The following is a 23,443-nucleotide window of genomic DNA, read 5'->3' on the forward strand; positions in this document are numbered from 1 at the left end:
CTGTCAGTTGCGACTGGCCGGGGCTGGACCGTACGGTCGCCGCCAGGTTTCGTAGACCCCCATCGCCAGAAACAGGAGGATCGGGAAGGAGAGCAGGAGTAGTGCCGCATAGCTGGAGAATAGTACCAGAAAGCGGCCCTGCCGGCCGCGCGTGCGGCGATGCAGAGCGGCCAGCCCGACCAGCGTGAAGGCCGCGGCGAAGCCGCCGAGAAACACGTCGGCGACCAGGCCGATCGTGCCGTCGATGAAGGCGGCGCCGGCAGCGACCGCGAAGACGACGAGGCTGATCTGCGGCAGTTGCGCGCTCGTCGGAATGTCGTCCTTTGGCCGCGGCAATCGTCCCGACACGCGCACGATGGCGGCGCCGAGATACAGGCCGACGATCAGAGCGATCGACAGGACGGCGGGCTGGACGAAGGGCACGAGGCCGATGATGAGCTCTGCGATGGCGCGGCGCTCGACGTCCGTTGCGGCGTCCATCGCGCCGCCGCTCTGCTGCAGGGCTTCGACCACGGCTGGAACGAAGTCTTCGGGATCGAAGCCGAGATACCAGCCGAGGAAGATGCAGGAGGCGATGGCCATCAGCGTGATCGCCATGAAGACCCGCGGCAACGGATACCAGTCCAGCGGCGGGTTGGCGCCGGCGGGACCGAGCGGCCGGGGGGTGTCCTCGGCAGCCGGCCGGGCAAGGCCGGCCAGATGGCCGGCGACCGCCGTCGGCAGCGCCATGGATCCGAGCAGCGTCAGCGCGCTCGGGACCGACTGGGCGATGGCATAGATGGCGGCCGTCGCGACGGCGGCGGAGATGAAGCCTGCGGTGGATCCCCAGCCGAGGCTGGCAATGGCGATCGGAATGGGCGCGGCCAGCGCGAGGCTGACGGCGGAGCTCGACTCCAGCACGATGCCTGCGAACAGCAGGGCGCTGGCAAGGCCGGATATGATCGCAATGATGATGGCGGTGGGCTGCATGATCTCGTGCGCTGTCCTGCTCGTGGCAGTTAGAGGCTAATGCCCCAACTCGGCTGTCGGACGGACGGCTGCAAGCCGGCTGCGTCCGCTCGTCCCGGCGCCGCCTGATGCGTCCGGGACGCCGGCGGCGCTGGCGCGCCGCCGGAATCGTCGATGCTATTTCAGCACGTAGGGCAGCAGGCCGAGGAAGCGCGCACGCTTGATGGCCTGGGCGAGAGCCCGTTGGTTCTTCTGCGAGACGGCCGTGATGCGTGAAGGCACGATCTTGCCACGCTCGGAGATGTAGCGCTGCAGCAGGCGCACGTCCTTGTAGTCGATCTTCGGCGAATCGGTGCCGGCGAACGGGTCGGACTTGCGGCGGCGGTGGAAGGGCCGGCGGGTGGGAAGCTGGGCGATATCGACCATCTTGGCTTACTCCGAATCGGTGTCGCGGGGGCGGCGGGGGCGGTCGTCGTCGCGATCGCGACGCGGGCCATCCTCGCGGTCGCGGCGGGGACGATCGCCACGATCGCCACGGCGCGGACGGTCGTCGCGCTTCTGCATCATGGCCGACTGGCCTTCCTCGTGCTCTTCCACGCGGATCGTGANCGCCACGATCGCCACGGCGCGGACGGTCGTCGCGCTTCTGCATCATGGCCGACTGGCCTTCCTCGTGCTCTTCCACGCGGATCGTGATATAGCGCAGGATGTCTTCATTGAAGCGCATCTGGCGCTCCATCTCCTGCACCGCCGCCGACGGGGCGTCGATGTTCATCAGCGTGTAATACGCCTTGCGGTTCTTCTTGATGCGGAAGGTGAGGGTCTTCAGACCCCAATTCTCCACCTTGCCGATGGTGCCGCCATTGGATTCCAGAACGCCGCGATACTGCTCGACGAGCTGATCGACCTGCTGGTTCGAGATGTCCTGGCGCGCGAGGAATACGTGCTCGTACAGAGCCATGCGCTATCGCCTTTCCGTGTTACGTTCGCATCTGCCTGGGTACAGCGGCTAAGCCTCAACGACTTTCGTGCGAAACCCGGTGCGGGCCGATCGGAAAGGCGTCAGTACAAGAACGGTCGAGAGCGGAGACACGGGAAACCGATGCCTTCTGGCATCTGTTGTCGAAATCATCGACAGCTTTCCGTTCAGCCCCCAGCTGGGACCCAAGCAATGAGGATGGTGCCACTACCTGCTTGGGCGGCGTTTGGCAAGCCCCGGCAGCCATATGGCGCATGGAACCGCGTCGCCACGTGGCCATCCTTGATGGTGCCCCGGCAGCCTGCTTGACAGCGCGGGCTTGACCAAACCATTGCCTGCACTCGATTTGCAACGATGAACAGGGGAGAAAGCCGCATGACCATCGCACTGGTCTTTCCGGGACAGGGCAGTCAGAGCGTCGGCATGGGCCGGACCCTCCATGACAGCTTCGACGCCAGCCGCGCCGTGTTCGACGAGGTCGACGAGGCGCTGGGCGAGAAGCTGTCGCAGCTGATCTTCGAGGGGCCCGAGGACCGCCTGACCCTGACCGAGAACGCCCAGCCGGCGCTGATGGCCGTGTCGATTGCCGCCATCCGCGCACTGGAGAGCGAAGGCTTTTCGGTCGACCAGGCGACTTATGTCGCCGGCCATTCGCTGGGCGAATATTCGGCGCTGGCAGCCGTCGGCGCCTTGTCGATCGGGCAGACGGCGAAGCTCCTCCGGATCCGCGGCAATGCCATGCAGGACGCCGTGCCCAGCGGGGCCGGCTCGATGGCGGCGATCATCGGCCTCGATGCCGAGGCGGTCGCCAGGCTCTGCGAGGACGCTGCCGAGGGCGAGGTCTGCGAGCCCGCCAACGACAATGGCGGCGGCCAGATCGTCATTTCCGGCAATGCCGCCGCGATCGACCGGGCCATCGCACTGGCGCAGGAGCGGGGCGCCAAGCGGGCGCTGCCGTTGTCGGTCTCTGCGCCCTTCCACTGTCGGCTGATGCAACCGGCAGCCGATCGCATGGCGCAGGCGCTGGCAGAGGCCGAGATCGCGGCGCCGCGGGTGCCCGTGGTCACCAACGTCACCGCCGACGCGACGTCGGATCCGGCCGAGATCCGCGACCGGCTGGTGCGGCAGGTCACCGGCCAGGTACGCTGGCGGGAAAGCATCGAATGGCTTGCGGCCAATGGTGTCGACTCGCTGGTGGAGATCGGCAGCGGCAAGGTCCTGACCGGGCTGGCGCGCCGGATCGATCGCAGCCTCGACGCCCGCGCCATCGGAACGGCGGACGATGTCCGCGGTTTTGGCGCAGGCTGACCCCATCCTAGACGCCGCACGCCGACGGCGCTGCGGAACCGACGACAACAGAAGGAATCCGACATGTTCGATCTGACCGGGCGCAAGGCGCTCGTAACCGGCGCCAGCGGCGGCATCGGCGAGGCGATTGCCCGGGCGCTGCACGGTGCCGGTGCCACCGTGGGCCTGCACGGTACCCGCCGCGAGAAGCTGGACGAACTGGCAGCCTCGCTCGGCGAGCGGGCGATGGTGTTTCCTGCCGACCTGTCGGACCGGGCCGAACAGAAGCGCCTCGCCGAAACGGCCGAGAGCGAGATGCAGGGCGTCGACATTCTGGTGAACAACGCCGGCATCACCCGTGACGGCCTGTTCGTGCGGATGTCGGACGAGGACTGGGACACGGTCCTGGAGATCGATCTCACCGCCGCCTTCCGGCTGACGCGGGGCGTGACGCATCCGATGATGCGTCGTCGCTTTGGCCGAATCATCAACATCACGTCGATCGTCGGCGTGACCGGCAATCCCGGACAGGCGAATTACTGCGCGGCAAAGGCGGGCATGATCGGCCTGTCCAAGTCGCTTGCCCAGGAAATCGCCTCGCGGTCGGTGACGGTCAATTGCATCGCGCCCGGCTTCATATCGAGTGCCATGACCGAGAAGCTGAACGACAAGCAGAAGGACGCGATCATGGGGGCGATCCCGATGAGGCGGATGGGCGAAGCGGCGGAAATCGCGGCTTCGGCGGTCTATCTGGCGTCCAACGAGGCGGGATACGTCACCGGCCAGACGCTGCACGTGAATGGCGGCATGGCCATGATCTGACGGGGCAGCAGGCCCGCGGCGTGCCGCTTGGCCGCCGCAGCAGGGCATGCTATGCGCCGGCACTTCGAATTTTCCGCTGTCGTTGCCTGCGGATGGCCGCGACGAGGATGACCACAACGCTTGATAATGCGTCGTGCCACGTCTAACGAAAGCGGCGAAACCAATCGCAATAGAGGACTGACAATGAGCGATACCGCTGAGCGAGTGAAGAAGATCGTCGTCGAACACCTGGGCGTCGAGCAGGAGAAGGTCACGGACAACGCGAGCTTCATCGACGATCTGGGCGCCGACAGCCTGGACACGGTCGAGCTCGTCATGGCTTTCGAGGAAGAGTTCGGCGTCGAGATTCCCGATGACGCTGCCGAGACCATCCTGACGGTCGGCGACGCGGTCAAGTTCATCGAGAAGAACCAGGCCTGACCCAATCGGGCGGCCTAACCGCCTGGGCGAAGAGCGATTGATGAGACGAGTTGTCATTACAGGCGTCGGCATGGTTACGCCCCTCGGGGCCGGTTCCGGCGTCACATGGAAGCGTCTGCTGAACGGCGAGAGTGGCCTGCAGCGGATCGAGAACTTCCAGGTCGATGATCTGGCGTGCCAGATCGCCGGCCAGATTCCGCGCGGCGACGGCCAGGACGGTACCTTCGATCCAGACCACTGGATGGAGCCGAAGGAACAGCGCAAGGTCGATGACTTCATCCTCTACGCTGTCGCGGCTGCGTCAGAAGCCCTCGACGACGCCAATTGGCACCCCGAATCCTACGAAGACCAGATCGCCTCCGGCGTCCTGATCGGCTCGGGAATCGGCGGCCTGCAGGGCATCGAGCGCACGTCTTTGATCCTGGCCGAGAAGGGACCGCGGCGGATCAGCCCCTTCTTCATCCCGGGCAGCCTGATCAACCTGGCTTCCGGCCATGTGTCGATCCGCAACGGCTTGAAAGGCCCGAACCATTCCGTGGTGACGGCCTGCTCGACCGGCGCGCATGCGATCGGTGACGCGTCCCGCCTGATCGCGCTCGGGGATGCCGACGTGATGGTCGCCGGCGGCGCCGAATCGCCGGTCGGCCGCCTGGCGATGGCGGGCTTTGCCGCGTGCAAGGCGTTGTCCACGCATTTCAACGACACCCCGCAGGCCGGGTCGCGGCCCTACGACCGCGACCGCGACGGCTTCGTCATGGGCGAGGGCGCGGGTGTCGTCGTTCTGGAAGAGTACGAGCACGCTAGGGCACGCGGCGCACGCATCTACGCCGAGGTGATCGGCTATGGCATGTCGGGCGACGCCTATCACATCACGGCCCCGGCTTCCGACGGCGACGGCGCCTATCGCTGCATGTCGGCGGCAATGAAGCGGGCCGGGGTGCAACCGTCCGATCTCGACTATGTCAACGCGCACGGAACCTCGACGCCGCTGGGCGACGAGATCGAACTGCGCGCGATCGAGCGGCTGGTCGGCGATGCCGCCAGCGGCATCACCATGTCGTCCACCAAATCCGCCATCGGGCATCTGCTCGGTGCGGCAGGCTCCGTCGAGGCGATCTTCTCGGCACTGGCGATCCGCGACAACGTCGCGCCGCCGACGCTGAATCTCGACAACCCGTCGGTGGAGACCAAGATCGATCTCGTTCCGCACGAGAAGCGCGAAAAGCGCATCGACGTGGCTCTGTCGAACTCCTTCGGATTCGGCGGGACCAACGCATCGCTCGTGCTGCGACGCGTGGCTGACTGACACCGATGGCGGCGGCGCATGATGTCGCCGCCGCCGTTCGGGCTTTCGCCACAATCCGATGGTGCTTCGGCAGCCACGAGGCAATTTCAATCGGGGGTATGCGGTGACCGACGAACGTGGCGGCGAGGGCGCTCGCTCAGGCAGAGACCGACGCGGCCGGAAACCGGCGCCGGTGCGCAGCCGCTCGCGCCATTCGCGAAACCAGCTCGTCATCTTCCTGAATTTCTGCCTGTCGGCCGCGCTCTTCGCGATGCTCGCCGCCGGGGCAGTGATCTACTGGGGTGCCGGCCAGTTCGAGGCGGCAGGCCCGCTGCAAGCCGAGACCACCTATGTCGTGCCGCGCAACAGCGGCCTTCAGACCATTGCGAGCGGCCTCGAGAGCAAAGGCGTCATCAGCGATGCCAGCGTGTTCGAGTACGGCGTGCGCTTCGCCGGGACCGCCGGTGACCTGAAGGCGGGCGAATACGCCTTCGCGCCGGGCACCTCCATGCGGCAGGTGATGGAAAAGCTCCGCGAGGGGCGATCCATCATGCATTCGGTGACCATCCCGGAAGGCTGGACGACGCAAAGGGCGTTCGAGCGGATCGCCGCCGAGCCATCGCTGACCGGCGAGATGCCAGAGATGGTTCCCGAGGGCACGCTGCGCCCTGACACCTACCTCTTCCAGCGCGGCATGACCCGCAAGGAACTGGTGCGCCGGATGCGCGAGGCGCAGAACGCGCTCGTCGCCGAAATCTGGGAGAAGCGCGCCGACGACCTGCCGATCGACGATATCGGCGAGTTCATCACCCTGGCTTCGATCGTCGAGCGGGAGACGGGGGTCGCGAGCGAGCGGCCGCATGTGGCCTCGGTCTTCATCAACCGCCTGCGCAAGGGCATGCGGCTGCAATCGGATCCGACATTCCTCTATGGCGTCTATGGCGGCGCGGGCAAGCCGGCCGATGCGCCGGTCACCCAGTCCGACATCGACAGCGACACGCCGTACAACACGTACAAGATCGGCGGCCTGCCGCCCGGTCCGATCGCCGCGCCCGGCCGCGCCGCCCTGGAGGCGGTGGCGACCCCGCTGGAAACCGACGATCTCTATTTCGTCGCCGACGGGACCGGCGGTCACGTCTTCGCCACTACACTGGACGAGCACAATCGCAACGTCCGCGACTATCGTGCTTTGGAGCGCCAGAACCGCGCCGAGGCCGAGTCGACCCAGTAAAGCGCGGACTGGCCGGACCGAACGGAAGGGAGTGCGGCCATGCCCGTGCAGAGCATGACGGGCTTTGCCCGCCACGAGGCGACGGCTGCCGGCGGCGAGTTCGTCTGGGAACTGCGCTCGGTGAACAGCAAGGGCCTCGACCTGCGGCTGCGGCTGCCGCAGGGCTTCGAGACGATCGAGAACGATCTCCGCCGGGAGGCGGCGACCTGGCTGACCCGCGGAAACATCCAGGCCAACCTGCAGATTCGGCGCGACGAGGCGGCACCCGCCTTCACCATCAACGAGCCGATGCTCGGCCAACTCCTGGCGTTGTCGAGCCGTCTGGTGGCCGATGGCCATGCTGCGCCGCCCAGCGCCGACGGCATCCTGGCGATCAAGGGGATCGTCGAGGTAGCCGAGAGCCGAATGGATCCCGACACCCGCGATTCCCAGTTCGCGGCCGCCAGGGAGAGCTTTTCGGCCGCCCTCGCAAGCCTTGCCGGGGCACGGGAGGCCGAAGGGGCCGCTCTCGCCGACATCCTGTCCGAGCGGCTCGCGGAAATCGAGCGGCTGGCGGGAGAGGCGGAGGCCGATCCGTCGCGCAGCCCGCACGCCTGCCGCGACCGGCTGACGGCGCAGGTCGCCGAACTGATGACGGCGGACGATCGGCTCGACGAGCAGCGCCTGCATCAGGAGGCAGCAATGATCGCCGCCCGCGCGGACATCCGCGAGGAGATCGACCGACTGCAGACCCATGTGGCGGCGGCCAAGGCGCTGCTGGCCGCCGGCGGACCGGTCGGCCGTCGGCTCGATTTTTTGTCGCAGGAATTGAACCGCGAATCGAATACGATCTGCTCCAAGTCGAACGCGACTTCGCTGACCGCCATCGGACTTGAACTGAAGGTGGCGGTCGATCAGTTCCGTGAGCAGGTGCAGAACATAGAATGACGTCGATCTTCGAAACGGAATCGGCGGTGCCGATCGCACGCCGTGGGCTGATGCTCGTGCTGTCGTCGCCATCGGGCGCCGGCAAGTCCACCATCGCCCGCAACCTCCTGGAATCCGATCCCAGTTTCTCGCTCTCGGTCAGCGTGACGACGCGCAAGCGCCGGGCCAGCGAGATCGACGGCGTGCATTACCGTTTCATCGACCGGGCCGAGTTCGAGCGGCTGCGCGACGGCGGTGCGTTGCTGGAATGGGCGGAGGTCCACGGCAATTTCTACGGCACGCCACGCGAGGCCGCCGAAAAGGCGATGCGTGACGGCCGCGACATGCTGTTCGACATCGATTATCAGGGCGCGCTGCAATTGCAGGAGCAGGCCAAGGTGGACGTCGTGTCGGTGTTCATCCTGCCGCCATCCATGGCCGAGTTGAAGACGCGCCTGCTGCGCCGCGCCGAGGATTCCGGGGAGACCATCGCGGTGCGCCTGAAGAACGCCAAGGTCGAGATCGAGCGCTGGCGCGACTACGACTACGTTGTCGTCAACGAGGATCTGGACCGGGCTTTCTCGGCCGTGCGGTCGATCATCAACGCCGAGCGGATGCGCCGCGACCGGCGTCCCGGCCTGTTCGACTTCACCGCCGAGCTCCTGTCCCAGGACGTGTGCTGAGATCGGGCCATTCGGCCGCCGCGCCGGCTGACAAAACTAGTCAGTCGGTTATTGCAAGCCGTTGGCCAGGCGCACGAATTCGCGGATCGTTAGGGTCTCGGCCCGCCGCTGCGGGTCGATGTCCGCGGCCAACAGGAGCGTCTCTCCACCGAGGCTCTTGAGGCTCTGGCGCAGCATCTTGCGGCGCTGCCCGAAGGCTGCGGCCGTGACTGTCTCCAGTTTGGCGAGGGAGGCGGGCTCCGGCACCGCGCGGGGACGGATCTGGATGACGGACGAAGTGACCTTCGGCGGCGGGGTGAAGGCTTCCGGCGGAACGTCGAACAGGATCCGCGCTTCGGTCCGCCAACCCGCGAGCACGCCGAGACGGCCGTAATGTTTCGAGCCTGGGGCGGCGACGATACGCACGGCCACCTCGCGCTGGAACATCAGCGTCAGACTCGACCAGAGCGGCGGCCATTGCGGCGTGGCGATCCAGTCCAGCAACAACTGCGTCCCGACATTGTAGGGCAAATTCGCAACGATCTTCAGCGCTTCCGCGCCCTCAGGCCGCTGGACGGTCGCCAGGTCGAATTCCAGGGCATCCGCCCGAATGATCTCCAGCCGCCCCGGATAATGCGCCGCGACGGCCTCGAGTGCGGGAATACAGCGGCTGTCCTTCTCGACTACCACCACCCGGGCGGCGCCTTCGGCCAGCAGTGCCCGGGTCAGGCCGCCGGGTCCGGGTCCGATCTCGACCACCGTGGCGTCGTCCAGCGGCAGCGCCTGACGGGCGATGCGGCCGGTCAGGTTCAGATCGAGGAGAAAATTCTGGCCGAGGCTGCGCTTGGGGTCGAGACCGTGTTCGGCAAGGACCGCGCGCAGCGGCGGCAGGCTGTCGATGGGGCTCACGTGTGCGCCGTCGCCGTGCTGGCTGTATGCTTCGCCGCGTCTGCCATGCGGCCGGCAAGCCGCAGGGCCGCCAGGAAGCTGTCGGGCCGGGCCTCGCCGGTGCCGGCAATGTCGGCCGCCGTGCCGTGATCGGGCGAGGTCCGGATGACCGGCAGGCCGAGCGTCGCATTCACCGTCTTGTCGAAGGCGAGGGTCTTGGCGGGGATCAGCGCCTGGTCGTGATACATGCAGATGGCCACGTCGTAGCGGGACCGCGCCGGTGGATGAAACATGGTGTCGGCGGGCAGCGGGCCGACGGCGTCGATGCCCGAGGCGCGAAGACGGGCGATCGCCGGACGGATGACCGTTTCGTCCTCGCTTCCGATCGCGCCCTTTTCGCCTGCATGCGGGTTGAGTCCGGCGATCGCCAGCCGTGGCCGGGCGATGCCGAGGCGGTCGCGGAAGTCCGCGGCGACGATCCGGCAGGTGGTCTCGATCAACTCGGACGTCAGCTGCCTCGGCACTTCGGATATGGGAATATGAATGGTCACGGGGACGCAGGACAGATCCGGCCCGGTGAGCAGCATCACGGGCGTGAACGGTCGGCCGAGCCACAACTGGCACAGATGCGCGAGATATTCGGTGTGGCCGGGATGATGGAAGCCGGCATCGTAGAGTGCCTTCTTGTCGATCGGCCCGGTGACAAGTGCTGCCGCCAGTCCGTCCAGCACCAGCGCCGTGGCGCGGTCGATCGCCTCGATCGTTCCGGCGGCGTTGGCCGGGTCGGTCCGTCCGGGCGCGTCGGACTGGCGATTGACCAGTGGCAGCACCGGAAGAGTGCCGGGTGCGACGCACAGCGCTTCTTGCGGATTTTGGATCATCGCCACCGTCAGGGCGCGGCCCAGACGCCGGGCGCGCGCCGCGAGGAGATCGGGATCACCGATGACGAACCAGGACGGCAGGCCCTCCCGGTGCTCGCCATGGATGGCAATCACGATGTCCGGGCCGACGCCGGACGGGTCGCCCAGCGTCACTGCGATCGGCAGGTCAGCCGCAGATGCCGTCACGACGCTGCCCTCAACGTCGAACGATCTGGGCCCGTTCGCGCAGCGTCTTCAGATAGTCCGCGTCGGGCTCGGACTGTTCGCCGAGCTTTTCCATTTCGCGGGCCTGGAAGACCATCGCCGCGGCCTTGTCGTCGGAGATGCTACGGGTGTTGCAGACCGCGATGAACTCGACGCCGCGCTCGGTCTGCTGGGCCGGCGTGGTGCGGCCGACCGAGGTTGCCTGGATGTCCTTCTTCCAGCGCGGCGGCAGTTCCGGCTGGGCGACGCGGCCGAGATCGCGAACGGTCACGTCGCGCAGGCCCTTGGCGAATTCGAAGGTGGAATCGCAGGATTGGAAGCGCGAGCGCATGCTTTCGGCTTCGCGCTTGCGCGTGGCGAGCAGCGCCGATTGCTGCCCCTCGGGGATGACGAAGATCACCTGCTGCAGCGTGTACTCGGTGGTGCTCGGCTTCTCGCCGCCCTGCGCCAGCATCCGCTGCACGACGTCCTGCTCGCTCAGCTTCTCGCTGCTGCGCATGTTGGCCTGCACCGCCTGGCCCCAGCCCATCTGGACGCGAATGTAGTCCTTGAAACCGTCCGACGAGAAGCCGGCGCGTGACAGCACCTCGCCGAGTTGCGTCTCTGTCAGCTTGTTCTCGGCGGCGAAACGCCCGAACGCCTCGTTCACCGCATCGTCCGAGATGGAGATGCCGCGCCGACGGATTTCCTGTTTCTTCAGGGCCTCGTCGATCAGTTCGTCGGTCGCCTTCTGTGTGGTGTTGCCACCGACACGGCGCAGATTCAGGAAGGCGGCGCGCTGGCGGATCTGGTAGCTGGTGATCGGGACGCCGTTGACGACAACGCTGATCTCGCTGGCCGCCTGTGCGGTTCCAGTGGTGGCCGGCACGATTGCCGCGACCGAGCCCAGAAGGGCAAGTGCGACGGCCGCGCGTCTGGCAACGTTTCCAACGATCATGATTGCTTCAACTCCCTAGATGGCGCGCGTCTCGCGGCTGTGTTCCGCCGGTTGCCGGCTGCGCCCGTCTTCCGTCAGGACCTCGCAGGACGCAAAGGCTCCCGCAAGCCGTTTCGTCCGCAGGCCCAGCCCGACATTAGAAGGTGGCTTTGGCGAAACCATGGTCCCGGTCCGTCACTGGATCGCCGCACCCACAACTCGGGGCGATCAACCGTCAGCCGTCCTCACCGAGATCGTACGAATAGCCGATATCGGAAATCGTCCGCAGCCCGATCGTGAACATCAGCCGCGAGGAATCGGATTCTTGTGAATAGCGGTTCACGGTGTCCTGGTAGGAAACGAGCAGGCTGAAGCACTCGTCGGCATAGCCGATGCCAAAGGTCTTCTCGACGATCGACTGATTCTTGATGTCGTAACCGAGCGAGCCAAAGGCGTTCCAATTGTCGGCGAATTTCAGTGTGCCCGAGCCGGTGATCTGGCTGCGCTCCTCAATCGAACCGTAGATCGGCTGGGCATCGATATTGGTGTAGGTCACCGTGGCGGTTGCATAGGACGACCCGTAGGTGCCGAAGACGTCGGTGCGCCGGACATCGAAGGTCTCTTCGTCGAAGCGGGCCTGAGTGCCGAGGGTGATGCCGATCGGCGTACCAAGGGAGATCGAGCCGACATAGTCGGAGCGGTCTGTCTCCAGTCCGGAATCGTAGCCGACGAGCGCAAGATCGGTCTGGGCGAACGAGTTGACTCCGCCCAGATGATAGGACTGGCCGACGACGGCGTTGACCGTGTAGCCGCCGTCGAAGCTACCGGCATATTTGACGCCGACATTGGCCCGCGAGCCGCCCTCGATGCGGTCGTAGCCGGAGAACTTGTCGAGCGCGAAGAGATTGGCGGTGTTGAACACCAGCGTCTGGGCGTCCTCGTTGGGCAGGAGGCCTATCTTCTGCTCGTCCGGCCGGACGATGATCTGGCCGATCGGCTCGATCACATGCGAGGCGTTGGCGGTCTCGATGAGATAGGGATAGCGAGCCTCCATCGCCGCCGTTGCCATACCGCGGGTGCCAGAATCATCGATCGAAAGCGTGCCCTGCTGTACCCCAAGATTAGGAAATCCGTCGGAGCGCATATCAGCGGCATATCCATCGCCGCGAACTGATGCCGTCGGCGACAACACCAGACCCGAATCCAGCGTATAGGAATCGCGCCAGGCCAAATCGGCCGATGCGCGGGTATAGTCACCCTCCAGCGCATTGTAGCGCAGCAGGTCGGGACGATATTGATACCCATCGAGCGGCACCCGGCACGCCTCGTACATGTCGTCCACGAGGTAGAGCGATGTCGCACAGATCGGAGTGACCGAACCCTCCTCACGGTGGAGCGAGGCGACGTTCATTTGGAGCTTCAGCTCACCGCCGAGAACGCTCTCCTGGTCGATGCGCTCGTAGTCGAGGCTTGGGGCGACCAGCGGCTGTGTGTCTGAGGCATCGGGATTGACTGACTGGTACTGGAACTTCTGGCCGCGCAGGTCGAAATAGCTCTGGTCGCCGAGACCGGTCAGATAGATCTCCGACGTCTTCACCGTGTCGCTGTAACCCGGGATCTCGTAGGTGGCGGAGAAGTTCTCGTCCGACTGTACCAGGACGTCCCAACCGAGCGTCCAGCGCTCGCTCAGGGCGAACTGAGCCCTGGAGCCGATCATGCCGCGTTCGGTGTTGTCGAAGTCGGGCGAGGCGGTGATGAGTTCGCCCGTCGTTGAATTGTAGATGTTGTCGTCGGCGAAGGCGTCGGGATCGCGCTGACTGATGCCTGCGGCCTGCAGGGTGAAATAGCCGCTCTCGAAGGCCTGACGGTACTCGGCCTCGGCCAGGAAACCCTGCTTAGTATAATAGGTGCCCGACAGGGTCACGTCCTTGTCGTCGGCAATATCGATGAAATACGGGGTTCGCAGCCCGTAGCCGAGCTCGCTCGATGAACGGAAGACCGGGGTCAGGAAGCCGGTCTTGCGTTTGACCGTCGGGTCCGGGGACTGGAAATAGGGCAGGTATGCGATGGGCGTGCCGAACAGCTCGAACTTCGCGCCGTAATACCGGACCTCTTTCTCGTTCTGGTCCCAGACGATCTTTCGCGCCTTTACCTGCCAGAGCGGCGCCCGCTCGGGGTTCTCGCGGCAGGGTTCGCAGGCCGTGTAGACGCCCTGCTGGAAGGTCGTAACGCTGCCATCCTGACGCACTGCGTCCGCGGCGGCGAAACGGGTGTTGTCCGGTGTCTCGATCCGCAGCGCCTTGACGAAGCCGTCGCGGAAATCATCCGTGATGTCGATGCTGTCGGCGTAGACCTTATTTCCGTCCGGCTGTTGCAATTCCACATCGCCGGACGCGACCAACCGGCGCGTGTTCTGGTCATAGGTGACATCCCGCGCCACGAGCTTGTAGCTGCCGTAGTCGATCCGCACACCGCCCGAAGCAGTCACGATGGAGCTGTCGGTGTTGTAGGTGACGGTGTCCGCTTCGAGAAACATCTGGGCATCGTCGGGCACCGACATGTCGGCCGGAATCCCCGCCTGCGCCCACGCGACCTGCCCCCCCAAGCCGAGGCCGCAAATAGCTGTACCGGCGAGAAGAAACGCCCGCATGCCGACCTGCGCGTCGCGTCTTCCTGCGCGACTGGCCCCCCTCGCAACCATACTCAACCATCCTCTTGATGGAGCAGGATCGTCACCCCAGACAATCCTGCTGCCAAGACCGGAAACCACGCTGCCATTACCGGTGGTACCACGTCATTGCTTCCGAGAGCTTTCGCCAAGAACGTGACGACATAAAGCACGAATCCCGCCAATACACCGCCCGCAATCGTCCTACCAGACTGGCCCGTGCGCGAAAACCTCGTGGCGACGGTCGCGGCGAGCAAAGTCATGGCGATGAACAGCGCCGGCTGCGCCACCAGCGTGTGGTATTGCATCCGAAAAGCGTCGGTGTTGAAGCCGAGACTGGCGGCCACGTCGATCTTCGTACCCAGCTGCCAGATGGAGATCGCCTCGGGATCGGCGATCCGCTGCTCGACATATTCGGGGCGCAGGCTGGTGGGAAGCTTGTATTCGGCCGGAAATTCTGGGCGATAGCCGACCCGCGTGACCCGCGGGGCTTCCAGTGTCCAGAACCGGTCGCTCAGCACAGCGCGGGACGCATCGATCCGCTCCTTGACGATGCCTTCGTCGTTCATGACGAAGGCCGTCACGTCGCCCAGGACCGTGCCGCTGCGCGCGACCGTCTTGGCGCCAAGGATCGACTGCACGCCGTCGCCCTCCTGGCGCAGCCACGGCACCCGATCCGAACTTGCCAAGTCGCCACCGCGGGCCAACGTGGCCTGCAGGTCCTCGGCGAGGGTCCGCGTATAGGCAGTCAGCGGATTGTAGACGAAGGTCGCCACCATCCCGATGAGAACCGATCCGACGACGAAGGGCAGAAGGATCTGCCAGATCGAGACGCCGGAGGCGCGCGCGACCACCAGCTCGAGCCGCCGGTTGAGGGTCAGGAGCGTGTAGATGGACGAAAACAGGATGATGAAGGGAAAGGCCTGCCCAATGAAGCTCGGCACCCGCAACATCGAGAACAGGGCAGCCGCCGAGAACCCCAGATCCTCGAAGCGTCCGCGCCGGCTGACCTCGATCAGGTCGATCAGATAGATCAGCGCGAAGACCGTCAGCAGCGTCGACAGGAAGCTGACGACATACATGCGCAGGAAATAGCGGTTGAGGGTCCAGTTCCTCATCGCGTGGCCTCCGCAGGCCGACGCCTGCCGGACAGTGCGGCAATGCCTTCCTGCAGGAAGGCATTTGCCTGCTGCAGCGGTGCCCAGCCGAGCATGTCGAAATTGCGCCAGATCAACAGGCTGTTCAGCGCGATTGCCGCGAGCGGCAGAAGGTAGGCAAGCAGCACCCAGACGAAGCCCTGTTCGATCTGCGACAGCACCACGAAGCCTGCGGCCTTGAGGCTCAGCCCGCCGCACAGGCCGATGGCCATGGCCGGCCCGGTGCCTTGCCGATTGGTCGACGGATGGCCGGCCACGACGATTGCCCACAGAACGAAGGCGATGGCAAAGAGCCAGTTGGTCATTCGGTCGGTCAGCTCCTCGGTGAAGCTGTAGGGCCGCTCCTGATAAAGCCCGTCATTGGGATCGGGCGAGATCAGTTCGGCGGTGCTGCGCTCGGATGCGCGCACCCAGCTGTTGTCGGTGGCGGGCCTCAACTCGGCGAGGTCGAAAGCATAGGTCTGAAACTGGATGACCGAGACGCTGTTGTCAGCTGTGTTGCGGCGATGCAACTGGCCGTCGAACAACAGCAGCAGCGATTGTGAATCCTGGTCGATGATCTTTGCCTCGCGGGCGAAATAGGTGAGGTCGCTCGCCGGATCGCGGGTGTCGGCAATCACCAGGCTTTTGACGGTCGCGCCATTGACGTCGCCGATGCTGATGAGGATGCCCTGCTGCACCTGCTCGAACCGGCCGGGCTTGAGAAACAGCGTGATCATGTCGGCGTTGATCGAGCGGATGCCATTCTGGAAGGCGCTCATCGAGGCGGGGCCGACGACATTGGCGATCAGCAGCATGATCAGCCCGCCAAGCAGGCCGAGGGCGATGATCGGACGGGCGATCACCTTCTGTGATGCGCCGGCCGCCGAGATGACGGCGCGTTCGGAATCGGAGTTCAGGGAGTTCAGCGCCTGGATCGCGCCGATCAGCAGGGCGAAGGGCATGACGCCGGCAGCCAGGTCCGGAAGCAACATCAGGGCGATCCAGAAGATGTTGCCGGCAGCCGACGCGCTCGTCTTCACGATGTCGATCCGCGACAGCGCCTGCACGATCCAGACGATCAGCACCAGCGAAGTCAGCGACGACGCCGCATACACGAAGGCTCGTCTGAAGATGTAGCGTTCCAGAATCGTCATTCAGCCCCGGTACCCGTCGCTGCAGTGTGGCCCATGGCTCGCTCGATAGTCCTTGCGGCCGGCCCGGACCTGGAAAAAAGGCAGGTGGCAGTCGTCTGTCTTCTCGCGGAGAGAATTATATCAGCTTGGCTAAAGAAGGGCGAAGAACCATGGTGAACACGGCGTATCTTCGCTGCCGGGCCTTGCAATGCGGCCCGCCCCAACCATCATTGGCCGCGTCGCCACATGCCACCCCGCACGGCTCCGCTGTCGCGACCCGTTTTCATTCGACCTGCAGGAGACTTCATGGCCAGCCTTCCATCGATCGAGTTCGTCGCCCAGGACGCGCCAGCCAAGGGGGTCGTCGTGGTCTTCTCCGGCAAGGACGCGAGCCTGCCGGCGGCCACGAGCGAGGCGATCCGGTCGCTCGTCACGCGGGCCGCCACCATCGGGAAGTTCAAGGGCAAGCTGTTGGCCACGCTCGACCTCGTGGCACCGGCAGATGTCGATGCCGACCGGTTGCTCATCGTGGGGACCCATTCCGACAAGGAGCTGGCAGACGAGGACTGGTTGAAGCTCGGCGGCGTCATCGCCGCGCAGACCAAGGGCGCGGCGGCCGTAACGGTCCGATGCGACCGGACCGGTGGTGCGGTCTCGGCCGACGAGACGGCGATGATGGCAGCCGGCGCCAGCCTGCGTGCCTATGACTTCGATCTCTACAAGACCAAGTCTTCGCGCAAGAACGGCGAGGATGAGCCGACGATCGCCTCGACGATCACCTTTTCGGTTGCCGACGTCCCGGCGGCGAAAGAGGCCTATACCGTGCAGGAGGCCATCGCAGCGGGCACGATGCTCGCCCGCGATCTGGTGAACGAGCCGGCCAACGTGCTGGGTCCGGTGGAATTTGCAGAACGGATCGCGGCGCTGTCGCAGCAGGGCGTGGATGTCGAGATTCTCGGCGAATCGGAATTGCGGGCGCTGAAGATGGACGCGCTGCTCGGGGTCGCGCAGGGCTCGCCGCGGCCGCCGCGGCTGGCGATCATGCGCTGGAACGGCGGTCCCGAGGACGAGGCGCCGATTGCCTTCGTCGGCAAGGGCGTGGTCTTCGACACCGGCGGCATCTCGATCAAGCCGGCCGGATCGATGGACGAGATGAAGGGCGACATGGGCGGCGCTGCCGCAGTCGTCGGCGTGATGCGTGCCCTGGCGGGTCGGGCCGCACGGGTCAACGCCATCGGTATCGTCGGCCTTGTCGAGAACTCGGTCGACGGCAACGCCCAGCGGCCGGGCGACATCGTGACGGCGATGTCCGGCACGACGATCGAGGTGCTGAACACCGACGCCGAGGGGCGGCTCGTTCTGGCCGACGCGCTTTGGTACTGCCAGGATCGCTTCAAGCCGAAGTTCATGGTCAATCTTGCGACGCTGACCGGCGCCATCGTCGTGGCGCTCGGCAATCACCATGCCGGCCTGTTCTCCAACAATGACGAACTGTCCGACCGTCTGCTGGCCGCCGGCATCGGCACCGGCGAGAAGGTCTGGCGGCTGCCGCTGGCGCCCGAATACGACAAGATGATCGAGGGCAAGTTCGCCGACATCAAGAACATCGGCGGCGGTCGTGCGGCGGGCGCGATCACCGCGGCGCAGTTCCTGCAGCGCTTCGTCAATGACGTGCCCTGGGCGCATCTCGACGTGGCGGGCACCGCGATGGGCTCGCCGGCCAACGAGTACAACCAGTCCTGGGCCTCGGGCTTCGGCGTGCGGCTGCTCGACCGGCTGGTCTCCGACCACTACCAGGCCAGCTAGGAGAGGGGGCCTCCATGACCGAGGTCCTGTTCTACCATCTGACCCAGAGCCGGCTCGAGGAGGCGTTGCCCGACCTCCTCGAGAAGAGCCTGGGGAAAGGATGGCGGGTGGTCGTGCAGTTCACGTCCGAAGAGCGCCGCGACGCGCTCGACCATCATCTCTGGGTCTACCGGGACGAGAGCTTTCTGCCCCACGGCAGCGATGGCGAGAGCGGGGCGCCGCAGCCAATCCTCCTGACCGTCGAGGCGGAGCAGAAGGCGAACGCCCCGCAGGTCAGGTTCCTGGTGGAAGGTGCCGTGCCGACCAGCCTGGAAGGCTATGAGCGGGCCGTCTATCTCTTCGACGGCCACGATGCCGAACAGGTGGAACTGGCACGATTGCGGTGGAAGGTGGAGAAGGCGGCGGGCCACGCCGTCACCTACTGGCAGCAGAACGACGATCGCCGCTGGATCAAGAAGGCCTGATGCCCGGAGCGTCCCGGGTTCAGCGACGGGCGCTTTGACCCATGATTTCGCGCCCGTGATCGCGTCGCTGCGCCGGGGACGGCCGTTCCGCCGGTACGGTGTTGGACCAGCGAAGCGTCACGCCAAACCAGCGCGGTTGCAGGTGGATCACCACGGCAAAGGCCAAGAGATTGGCAAAGGCGGCAAGTTCCATCGTTTCCTCGACCCACACGGCGATATTCGCCTCGGCCAGTTCGGCGATAACGAGAAAGAGGGTCGAGAAGCCCACCGGCACGAGCCAGAACAGGCTGAGTTCGCGGATGTGGCGGGCCAGCCGCACACGGCGGTAGAGCAGGAGGGCAACGGCAACGACCGCCATCGCCAGCGGAATCAGATCCTTCGAGGTGGCGGTCAGGCAGGGGCCACCCGTGTAGAAGTCGCTGGTGCAACTCGACGTCTCGCGCAGCAGGGCCATGGAACTGCCGAAGCTGCCGAGCAGCGTCACGTAGAAGATCTCGAAATCGAAGCGTAACGCCGCGAGGAAAAAGACGAGCGCAGCCAGGGCGATCGTCCCGGCCTGGAGCAGTTCGTGCGGACTGTTCTCCGCCATCGCCGCAGCGCCAGAGTCGGAGCCCATCAGCAGGACACTGAAGCCGATCGCGGCTAGCACCGACAGGCCGGCGATCAAGGAGAAGACCGCTGACTGGCGCCAGTGCATGCGGCGCCGAACGACCTGCAGGAGGTCCGTGACATTCCCGGACAGTCGGGCATGGGCAAGGGGCATGGGAAACGCTTTTCTGACGCGCACCCGATCTGTGCCGCCGGAGCGACGAGTATCGAGAGGGCGAACTTCGCAAACGGGACGCTGCAGAGCGGCAAGGATGACAGCCATGCTGCCAGCGGTTTGGAACCGCTTACGTTTGCGTGCCTGATGTCATTTTCATGACGGGAGCGCAACGATGCGAATGCGCCTCGCCGGAGACTCTCCGTTCACACGTCCGAGCCTACGTCGATGGCGCGCTATTCTGCCGCCATCGCCGAATCGTGCTCCGCTGTCAGCGCGAGCCAGTCTTCCTCGCAGGACGCCAGGGTCTTGGCGGCTGCGGCACGCTGCTTGTTGAGCTCGCTCGCCTTGCCCGGATTGCTCGTGTAGAGGGCCGGATCGCCGAGCTTCTCGTCGAGCCCCTCGATGGTCTTCTGCAACCGCGAGATCTGGATTTCGAGCTGGCTGATCTTCTGCTTGAGCGGCTTCAGGGCGTCGCGGCGTTCGGCGGCCAGACGGCGCTGATCCATCTTGGAGACCGGTGCAGGGGCCGGTGGTGCGGTATCGCCGCCGCTGCCGGCTGCCGGGGCGTCGCTCCCCTTGGTGACGCCGGACAGGACCAGCTTCTTGTAGTCTTCCAGATCGCCGTCATAGCGGGATACCGTTCCGTCGGCGACGATCCATAGGCGGTCCATCGTGGCCTCGACCATGTGGCGGTCATGGCTGATCAGGATGACGGCGCCCGGATAGTCGTTGAGCGCCCGCACCAAGCTCTCGCGTGCTTCGATGTCGAGATGGTTGGTCGGCTCGTCGAGGATCAGGAGGTTGGGCGCATCCAGCGTCGCCAGGCCCATCAGCAGGCGTGCCTTCTCGCCGCCGGACAGCATGTCGGCGGCCGTGTCCATCTTCTGGGTCGGCAGGCCCATCCGGGCCACCTTGGCGCGCACCTTCGGCTCGGTCGCGTCGGGCATCAGGCGCCGCACATGCTGCACGGCGCTCTCTGCCGGCCGCAGATCGTCGATCTGGTGCTGCGCGAAGAACGCAATCTTTAACCCCGGCGCGCGGGTAATGGTGCCGCTCTGCTCCTTCAGACGCTGGGCGAGCAGCTTGGCGAATGTGGACTTGCCGTTGCCGTTCTGGCCGAGCAGCGCGATCCGGTCCTCCGTGTCGATCCGCAGGTCGAGGCCGGACAGGATCGGCCGTCCGGGCTCGTAGCCGACGGTGACATGCTCCATGCGGATGATGGGGGAGGCGGCCTGCTTCTCGGGCGCCTCGAAGACGAAGGGGGTGACGTGCTCCTCGACGATGCCCTGCAGCGGCTGCATGCGCTCCAGCGCCTTCAGGCGCGACTGCGCCTGCCGCGCCTTGGATGCCTTGGCGCGAAAGCGCTCGACGAAGGCTTCCATGTGCTTCTTCGCGGCTTCCTGCTTGGTGATCGACTTCTGCAGGAGCTCGAGCTTCTCGGCCCGCTGGCGCTCGAACTGGTCGTAGTCGCCGCGATAGAAGACGAGTTTCTGCTGGTCGAGATGCACGATCGAATTGACCGCATTGTTCAGGACGTCGCGATCATGGCTGATGACGATCACGGTATAGGGATAGCGTGAGACGAAATTCTCGAGCCAGAGCGTGCCTTCCAGATCGAGATAGTTGGTTGGCTCGTCGAGGAGCAGCAGGTCGGGCCGCGAGAACAGGACGGCCGCCAGCGCGACGCGCATCCGCCAGCCGCCGGAGAAGGACGATGCCGGCCGCGCCTGCGCAGTCATGTCGAAGCCGAGGCCCGACAGGATCGACGAGGCGCGGGCCTCGGCCGAATGGGCCTCGATATCGGCCAGGCGCGTATGGATGTCGGCAATGCGGTGCGGGTCCGTCGCGGTCTCGGCCTCCGCCAGGAGATCCACCCGCTCCTTGTCGGCCGCGAGCACGATCTCGATGAGCGAGTCTTCGGTGCCGGGCGCTTCCTGGGCGACCTGCCCGAGGCGGGTGTTCTTCGGGTAGCTGACCTCGCCGGTTTCGGCGGCCAGTTCCCCGGTGATGACCCGGAACAATGTCGACTTGCCCGCGCCGTTGCGACCGACGAGGCCAACCTTGCTGCCGGCCGGCAGCGAGAGGCTGGCCTTGTCGATGAGAAGGCGTCCGGCGACGCGCGCGGAAAGATTGGTGATCTGAAGCATGCGGCAGCTTTTGCCACGCCGTGACGCAGTGCGGAAGGGGATGTGGAAAGACAGTTGCCGGCAAGGGGCAGAGACAGGGGCGCTGAGGGGCCCGTCGGCCCCCAAGATGCTACCCCCGGCCGGCTTCCCGCTGGAAAGCGATCAGGTCGAAGCTCGGAGCGTCGCGAGCAAATCCGGTAAGGATTGCATGGGCCTGGCCCCGATGATGAGTCTGATGATTCAACATATTGAGGAGCGCCCCGCCGAGAACCTGCGTGAACTCCTGCGTTCCCGAAATCGTGCGATAGGTGAAGTCATCGGCGAGGTCGGTGTCGGCCAACCCGTCCACCCAGCCGATGATCCGCGCATCCTCGGCCTGCCTTGCCAACTGCAGTCCGGTGAGATCGGGAAACAGGATGGCATCGAGACGGTCGGGCCCGTCGCCGGATCCGGTGAAACGGCGCATCCAGATCCGGACGGCGACCAGGATGTGATTGAGGGTTCCCAGCATGGAGCGGAAGAACACGCCGAGGTCGGCGCGGACCTCCTTTTCGGTCAACCCGGCAGCGGCGACATAGAGGCGCTCGTTGCACCAGCGATTGTAGCCGGCGAACACGCGGGCCGTGTTTGTCGAAAGCATCTGGGACTCCGGCAAGTGACGGGGCTTTGCGCGCCGCTGAGAAGCCGAGAATTTCGCGACCCGCCCGCATTGGCAAGATGTCAGTCCCGGATTCCGGCAGGGGCGGTGTTCTGGCCGCTGCAACGCCTTGCTCCTGTGGGGACGCGTCGCTATAGGTCGCCCACTTTCCCCGATCCAATCGAAAAGGACTAGGACATGGCGGTCGAACGCACGTTCTCTATGATCAAACCCGACGCGACGCGTCGCAACATGACTGGCGCGATCACCGCCATGCTGGAAGAGGCCGGCCTGACGGTCGTGGCGTCGCGCCGCGTGTGGATGAGCCGCCGCGAGGCCGAGGGCTTCTACGCGGTCCACAAGGAGCGTCCGTTCTTCGGCGAGCTGGTCGAGTCGATGTCGTCGGGCCCGACGGTCGTCCAGGTGCTGCAGGGCGAGAATGCCATTGCGCGCAACCGCGAAGTGATGGGCGCGACCAATCCGTCCGACGCGGCCGACGGCACCATCCGAAAGGCCTTCGCCCTGTCGATCGGCGAGAACTCGGTGCATGGCTCCGACGCGCCGGAGACGGCCGCGCAGGAAATCGCCTACTGGTTCTCCGAGACCGAAATCGTCGGCTGAACCGTCTCAGCCCACCGCTATCGATGCAAAGGGAGGCCACTGAGCCTCCCTTTGTCGTTTCGGGCGTCCTCAGCTTCCGAAATACGCGGTGAGGACGACGATCAGGATGATCGTGTAGAGCAGGACACTGCCGGCCACGAGCATGATCTGGTAGTTGCGGCCGAACGTCGACCGGGTGATCTCGCCGGCTTAATACAAAAGGTTCGGCCAAGTGTACGAGACGAAATCGCCCTGCGTCATGACCGAGATGACCTTGCCGTGCTCGTCGACGATCGGCAGCCGGCGAAAACGCTCGTTCGACATGATCGGCATCCATTCGATCAGGTCGTCGTCGGCCTTCGCTACGCGCACGCCGGCGGTCATGATCTCGGACAGGCGGGTCGTCGCCGGATCGCGCTTCTCGGCCACGAGCCGGTTGAGGATGTCGCGCTCGGTCACGACACCGAGAAGCTTTTCCTCACCGTCGATGATCATGACCGATCCGATGTTCCGCTTGGCCATCTGCGTGGCCGCCTCGATTACCGGAATGTCCGGGCCGAAGCTGAGCGGTTTCGGTTTGTCGCGAAACTCCGGCCGATCCCCGATCTTCATGACGGTGCTCCTCCCACGCAAGATCGTGGAAGTGTAAACCAAACATGACAGGTGGGAAGCTGC

The 23,443-nt window shown here is 65.4% G+C and carries 22 protein-coding genes and 1 pseudogene; 10 read left to right on the forward strand and 13 right to left on the reverse strand.

Annotated elements, in window-relative coordinates; genetic code table 11:
• Positions 1–3 precede the first annotated feature (3 nt).
• From VQ042_RS10655 to rpsF, 3 genes and pseudogenes are all read right to left on the reverse strand, one after another.
• Complete coding sequence (locus VQ042_RS10655; protein ID WP_331818965.1) at positions 4–969, reverse strand: hypothetical protein; 966 nt, start codon at positions 967–969, stop codon at positions 4–6.
• Positions 970–1,125: 156 nt separating this feature from the next.
• The gene (gene rpsR / locus VQ042_RS10660) at positions 1,126–1,374 is read right to left on the reverse strand and encodes a 30S ribosomal protein S18 (RefSeq protein ID WP_024350500.1); all 249 of its coding nucleotides are present in this window, start codon (positions 1,372–1,374) and stop codon (positions 1,126–1,128) included.
• Positions 1,375–1,380: 6 nt separating this feature from the next.
• Positions 1,381–1,909: pseudogene (gene rpsF, locus VQ042_RS10665) on the reverse strand (30S ribosomal protein S6).
• Positions 1,910–2,302: 393 nt separating this feature from the next.
• Between rpsF and fabD the strand changes: the two are divergent.
• The 7 genes from fabD (at position 2,303) to gmk (ending at position 8,561) form a co-directional block, all read left to right on the forward strand.
• A complete protein-coding gene (gene fabD / locus VQ042_RS10670) occupies positions 2,303–3,235 on the forward strand; it encodes an ACP S-malonyltransferase (RefSeq protein WP_331818969.1) in 933 nt (310 codons plus the stop codon).
• A 63-nt stretch (positions 3,236–3,298) separates the two neighbouring features.
• Positions 3,299–4,036: a 3-oxoacyl-[acyl-carrier-protein] reductase gene (fabG, locus tag VQ042_RS10675; RefSeq protein WP_331818971.1), complete on the forward strand. Its 738-nt coding sequence runs from the start codon at positions 3,299–3,301 to the stop codon at positions 4,034–4,036.
• Positions 4,037–4,219: 183 nt separating this feature from the next.
• A complete protein-coding gene (locus VQ042_RS10680) occupies positions 4,220–4,456 on the forward strand; it encodes an acyl carrier protein (protein ID WP_009209380.1) in 237 nt (78 codons plus the stop codon).
• 40 nt (positions 4,457–4,496) lie between these two features.
• Positions 4,497–5,762, forward strand: coding sequence for a beta-ketoacyl-ACP synthase II (gene fabF / locus VQ042_RS10685; RefSeq protein WP_331818980.1), 1,266 nt, complete (start codon positions 4,497–4,499; stop codon positions 5,760–5,762).
• A 103-nt stretch (positions 5,763–5,865) separates the two neighbouring features.
• Complete coding sequence (gene mltG, locus VQ042_RS10690) at positions 5,866–6,972, forward strand: endolytic transglycosylase MltG (protein ID WP_331818982.1); 1,107 nt, start codon at positions 5,866–5,868, stop codon at positions 6,970–6,972.
• A gap of 39 nt (positions 6,973–7,011) precedes the next feature.
• Positions 7,012–7,899, forward strand: coding sequence for a YicC/YloC family endoribonuclease (locus VQ042_RS10695; protein ID WP_331818984.1), 888 nt, complete (start codon positions 7,012–7,014; stop codon positions 7,897–7,899).
• Complete coding sequence (gmk, locus tag VQ042_RS10700; protein WP_331818986.1) at positions 7,896–8,561, forward strand: guanylate kinase; 666 nt, start codon at positions 7,896–7,898, stop codon at positions 8,559–8,561. Before VQ042_RS10695 ends, gmk begins: the two co-directional genes overlap by 4 nt.
• Before the next feature lie 48 nt (positions 8,562–8,609).
• On the opposite strand, the gene rsmA is transcribed toward gmk, so the two are convergent.
• The 6 genes from rsmA to VQ042_RS10730 form a co-directional block, all read right to left on the reverse strand.
• Positions 8,610–9,449: a 16S rRNA (adenine(1518)-N(6)/adenine(1519)-N(6))-dimethyltransferase RsmA gene (gene rsmA, locus VQ042_RS10705; RefSeq protein ID WP_331818988.1), complete on the reverse strand. Its 840-nt coding sequence runs from the start codon at positions 9,447–9,449 to the stop codon at positions 8,610–8,612.
• Positions 9,446–10,495, reverse strand: coding sequence for a 4-hydroxythreonine-4-phosphate dehydrogenase PdxA (pdxA, locus tag VQ042_RS10710; RefSeq protein ID WP_331818990.1), 1,050 nt, complete (start codon positions 10,493–10,495; stop codon positions 9,446–9,448). Before pdxA ends, rsmA begins: the two co-directional genes overlap by 4 nt.
• A 10-nt stretch (positions 10,496–10,505) precedes the next feature.
• Positions 10,506–11,450, reverse strand: coding sequence for a SurA N-terminal domain-containing protein (locus VQ042_RS10715; RefSeq protein WP_331818992.1), 945 nt, complete (start codon positions 11,448–11,450; stop codon positions 10,506–10,508).
• Positions 11,451–11,664: 214 nt separating this feature from the next.
• Positions 11,665–13,989: an LPS-assembly protein LptD gene (locus tag VQ042_RS10720; protein ID WP_331818994.1), complete on the reverse strand. Its 2,325-nt coding sequence runs from the start codon at positions 13,987–13,989 to the stop codon at positions 11,665–11,667.
• A gap of 143 nt (positions 13,990–14,132) precedes the next feature.
• Positions 14,133–15,215 (reverse strand): LPS export ABC transporter permease LptG, encoded by a 1,083-nt coding sequence (gene lptG, locus VQ042_RS10725; RefSeq protein ID WP_331818996.1) that lies wholly within the window; start codon positions 15,213–15,215, stop codon positions 14,133–14,135.
• Positions 15,212–16,390, reverse strand: a complete 1,179-nt coding sequence (locus VQ042_RS10730; RefSeq protein WP_331818998.1) for an LptF/LptG family permease — start codon at positions 16,388–16,390, stop codon at positions 15,212–15,214. The genes lptG and VQ042_RS10730 overlap by 4 nt, the downstream gene beginning before the upstream one ends.
• A gap of 285 nt (positions 16,391–16,675) precedes the next feature.
• Here VQ042_RS10730 and VQ042_RS10735 point away from each other — a divergent pair, with 285 nt between their 5' ends.
• Together VQ042_RS10735 and VQ042_RS10740 are read left to right on the forward strand one after the other, a co-directional pair.
• Complete coding sequence (locus VQ042_RS10735) at positions 16,676–18,175, forward strand: leucyl aminopeptidase (protein WP_331819000.1); 1,500 nt, start codon at positions 16,676–16,678, stop codon at positions 18,173–18,175.
• Positions 18,176–18,189: 14 nt separating this feature from the next.
• Positions 18,190–18,639 (forward strand): DNA polymerase III subunit chi, encoded by a 450-nt coding sequence (locus VQ042_RS10740; RefSeq protein ID WP_331819002.1) that lies wholly within the window; start codon positions 18,190–18,192, stop codon positions 18,637–18,639.
• A gap of 19 nt (positions 18,640–18,658) precedes the next feature.
• Here the strand turns inward: VQ042_RS10740 and VQ042_RS10745 are convergent, their stop codons facing one another.
• The 3 genes from VQ042_RS10745 to VQ042_RS10755 all read right to left on the reverse strand — a co-directional run bounded on the left by VQ042_RS10745 (position 18,659) and on the right by VQ042_RS10755 (position 22,171).
• On the reverse strand, positions 18,659–19,306 hold the full coding sequence (locus VQ042_RS10745; protein ID WP_331819004.1) for a hypothetical protein: 648 nt from the start codon (positions 19,304–19,306) through the stop codon (positions 18,659–18,661).
• Positions 19,307–19,638: 332 nt separating this feature from the next.
• Complete coding sequence (locus tag VQ042_RS10750; RefSeq protein ID WP_331819006.1) at positions 19,639–21,552, reverse strand: ABC-F family ATP-binding cassette domain-containing protein; 1,914 nt, start codon at positions 21,550–21,552, stop codon at positions 19,639–19,641.
• 109 nt (positions 21,553–21,661) lie between these two features.
• Positions 21,662–22,171, reverse strand: coding sequence for a DinB family protein (locus tag VQ042_RS10755; RefSeq protein ID WP_331819009.1), 510 nt, complete (start codon positions 22,169–22,171; stop codon positions 21,662–21,664).
• Positions 22,172–22,366: 195 nt separating this feature from the next.
• Between VQ042_RS10755 and ndk the strand changes: the two genes are divergently transcribed.
• Positions 22,367–22,789 carry a nucleoside-diphosphate kinase gene (gene ndk, locus VQ042_RS10760; protein WP_331819011.1) on the forward strand — a complete coding sequence of 141 codons (423 nt, stop codon included), beginning with the start codon at positions 22,367–22,369 and terminating at the stop codon, positions 22,787–22,789.
• Positions 22,790–22,978: 189 nt separating this feature from the next.
• On the opposite strand, the gene VQ042_RS10765 is transcribed toward ndk, so the two are convergent.
• A complete protein-coding gene (locus VQ042_RS10765) occupies positions 22,979–23,380 on the reverse strand; it encodes a CBS domain-containing protein (RefSeq protein WP_331819012.1) in 402 nt (133 codons plus the stop codon).
• Positions 23,381–23,443: the final 63 nt, after the last annotated feature.

Source organism: Aurantimonas sp. A2-1-M11, from assembly GCF_036549475.1.
Classification (GTDB): Bacteria; Pseudomonadota; Alphaproteobacteria; order Rhizobiales; family Rhizobiaceae; genus Aurantimonas.

Coding starts and splice junctions, on each gene's coding strand:
- VQ042_RS10655 (WP_331818965.1), bottom strand. CDS start 969: ATGCAGCCCACCGCCATCATCATTGCGATCATATCCGGCCTTGCCAGC.
- rpsR (WP_024350500.1), bottom strand. CDS start 1,374: ATGGTCGATATCGCCCAGCTTCCCACCCGCCGGCCCTTCCACCGCCGC.
- fabD (WP_331818969.1), top strand. CDS start 2,303: ATGACCATCGCACTGGTCTTTCCGGGACAGGGCAGTCAGAGCGTCGGC.
- fabG (WP_331818971.1), top strand. CDS start 3,299: ATGTTCGATCTGACCGGGCGCAAGGCGCTCGTAACCGGCGCCAGCGGC.
- VQ042_RS10680 (WP_009209380.1), top strand. CDS start 4,220: ATGAGCGATACCGCTGAGCGAGTGAAGAAGATCGTCGTCGAACACCTG.
- fabF (WP_331818980.1), top strand. CDS start 4,497: ATGAGACGAGTTGTCATTACAGGCGTCGGCATGGTTACGCCCCTCGGG.
- VQ042_RS10695 (WP_331818984.1), top strand. CDS start 7,012: ATGCCCGTGCAGAGCATGACGGGCTTTGCCCGCCACGAGGCGACGGCT.
- gmk (WP_331818986.1), top strand. CDS start 7,896: ATGACGTCGATCTTCGAAACGGAATCGGCGGTGCCGATCGCACGCCGT.
- VQ042_RS10715 (WP_331818992.1), bottom strand. CDS start 11,450: ATGATCGTTGGAAACGTTGCCAGACGCGCGGCCGTCGCACTTGCCCTT.
- VQ042_RS10720 (WP_331818994.1), bottom strand. CDS start 13,989: ATGTCGGTGCCCGACGATGCCCAGATGTTTCTCGAAGCGGACACCGTC.
- lptG (WP_331818996.1), bottom strand. CDS start 15,215: ATGAGGAACTGGACCCTCAACCGCTATTTCCTGCGCATGTATGTCGTC.
- VQ042_RS10730 (WP_331818998.1), bottom strand. CDS start 16,390: ATGACGATTCTGGAACGCTACATCTTCAGACGAGCCTTCGTGTATGCG.
- VQ042_RS10735 (WP_331819000.1), top strand. CDS start 16,676: ATGGCCAGCCTTCCATCGATCGAGTTCGTCGCCCAGGACGCGCCAGCC.
- VQ042_RS10740 (WP_331819002.1), top strand. CDS start 18,190: ATGACCGAGGTCCTGTTCTACCATCTGACCCAGAGCCGGCTCGAGGAG.
- VQ042_RS10750 (WP_331819006.1), bottom strand. CDS start 21,552: ATGCTTCAGATCACCAATCTTTCCGCGCGCGTCGCCGGACGCCTTCTC.
- VQ042_RS10755 (WP_331819009.1), bottom strand. CDS start 22,171: ATGCTTTCGACAAACACGGCCCGCGTGTTCGCCGGCTACAATCGCTGG.
- ndk (WP_331819011.1), top strand. CDS start 22,367: ATGGCGGTCGAACGCACGTTCTCTATGATCAAACCCGACGCGACGCGT.
- VQ042_RS10765 (WP_331819012.1), bottom strand. CDS start 23,380: ATGAAGATCGGGGATCGGCCGGAGTTTCGCGACAAACCGAAACCGCTC.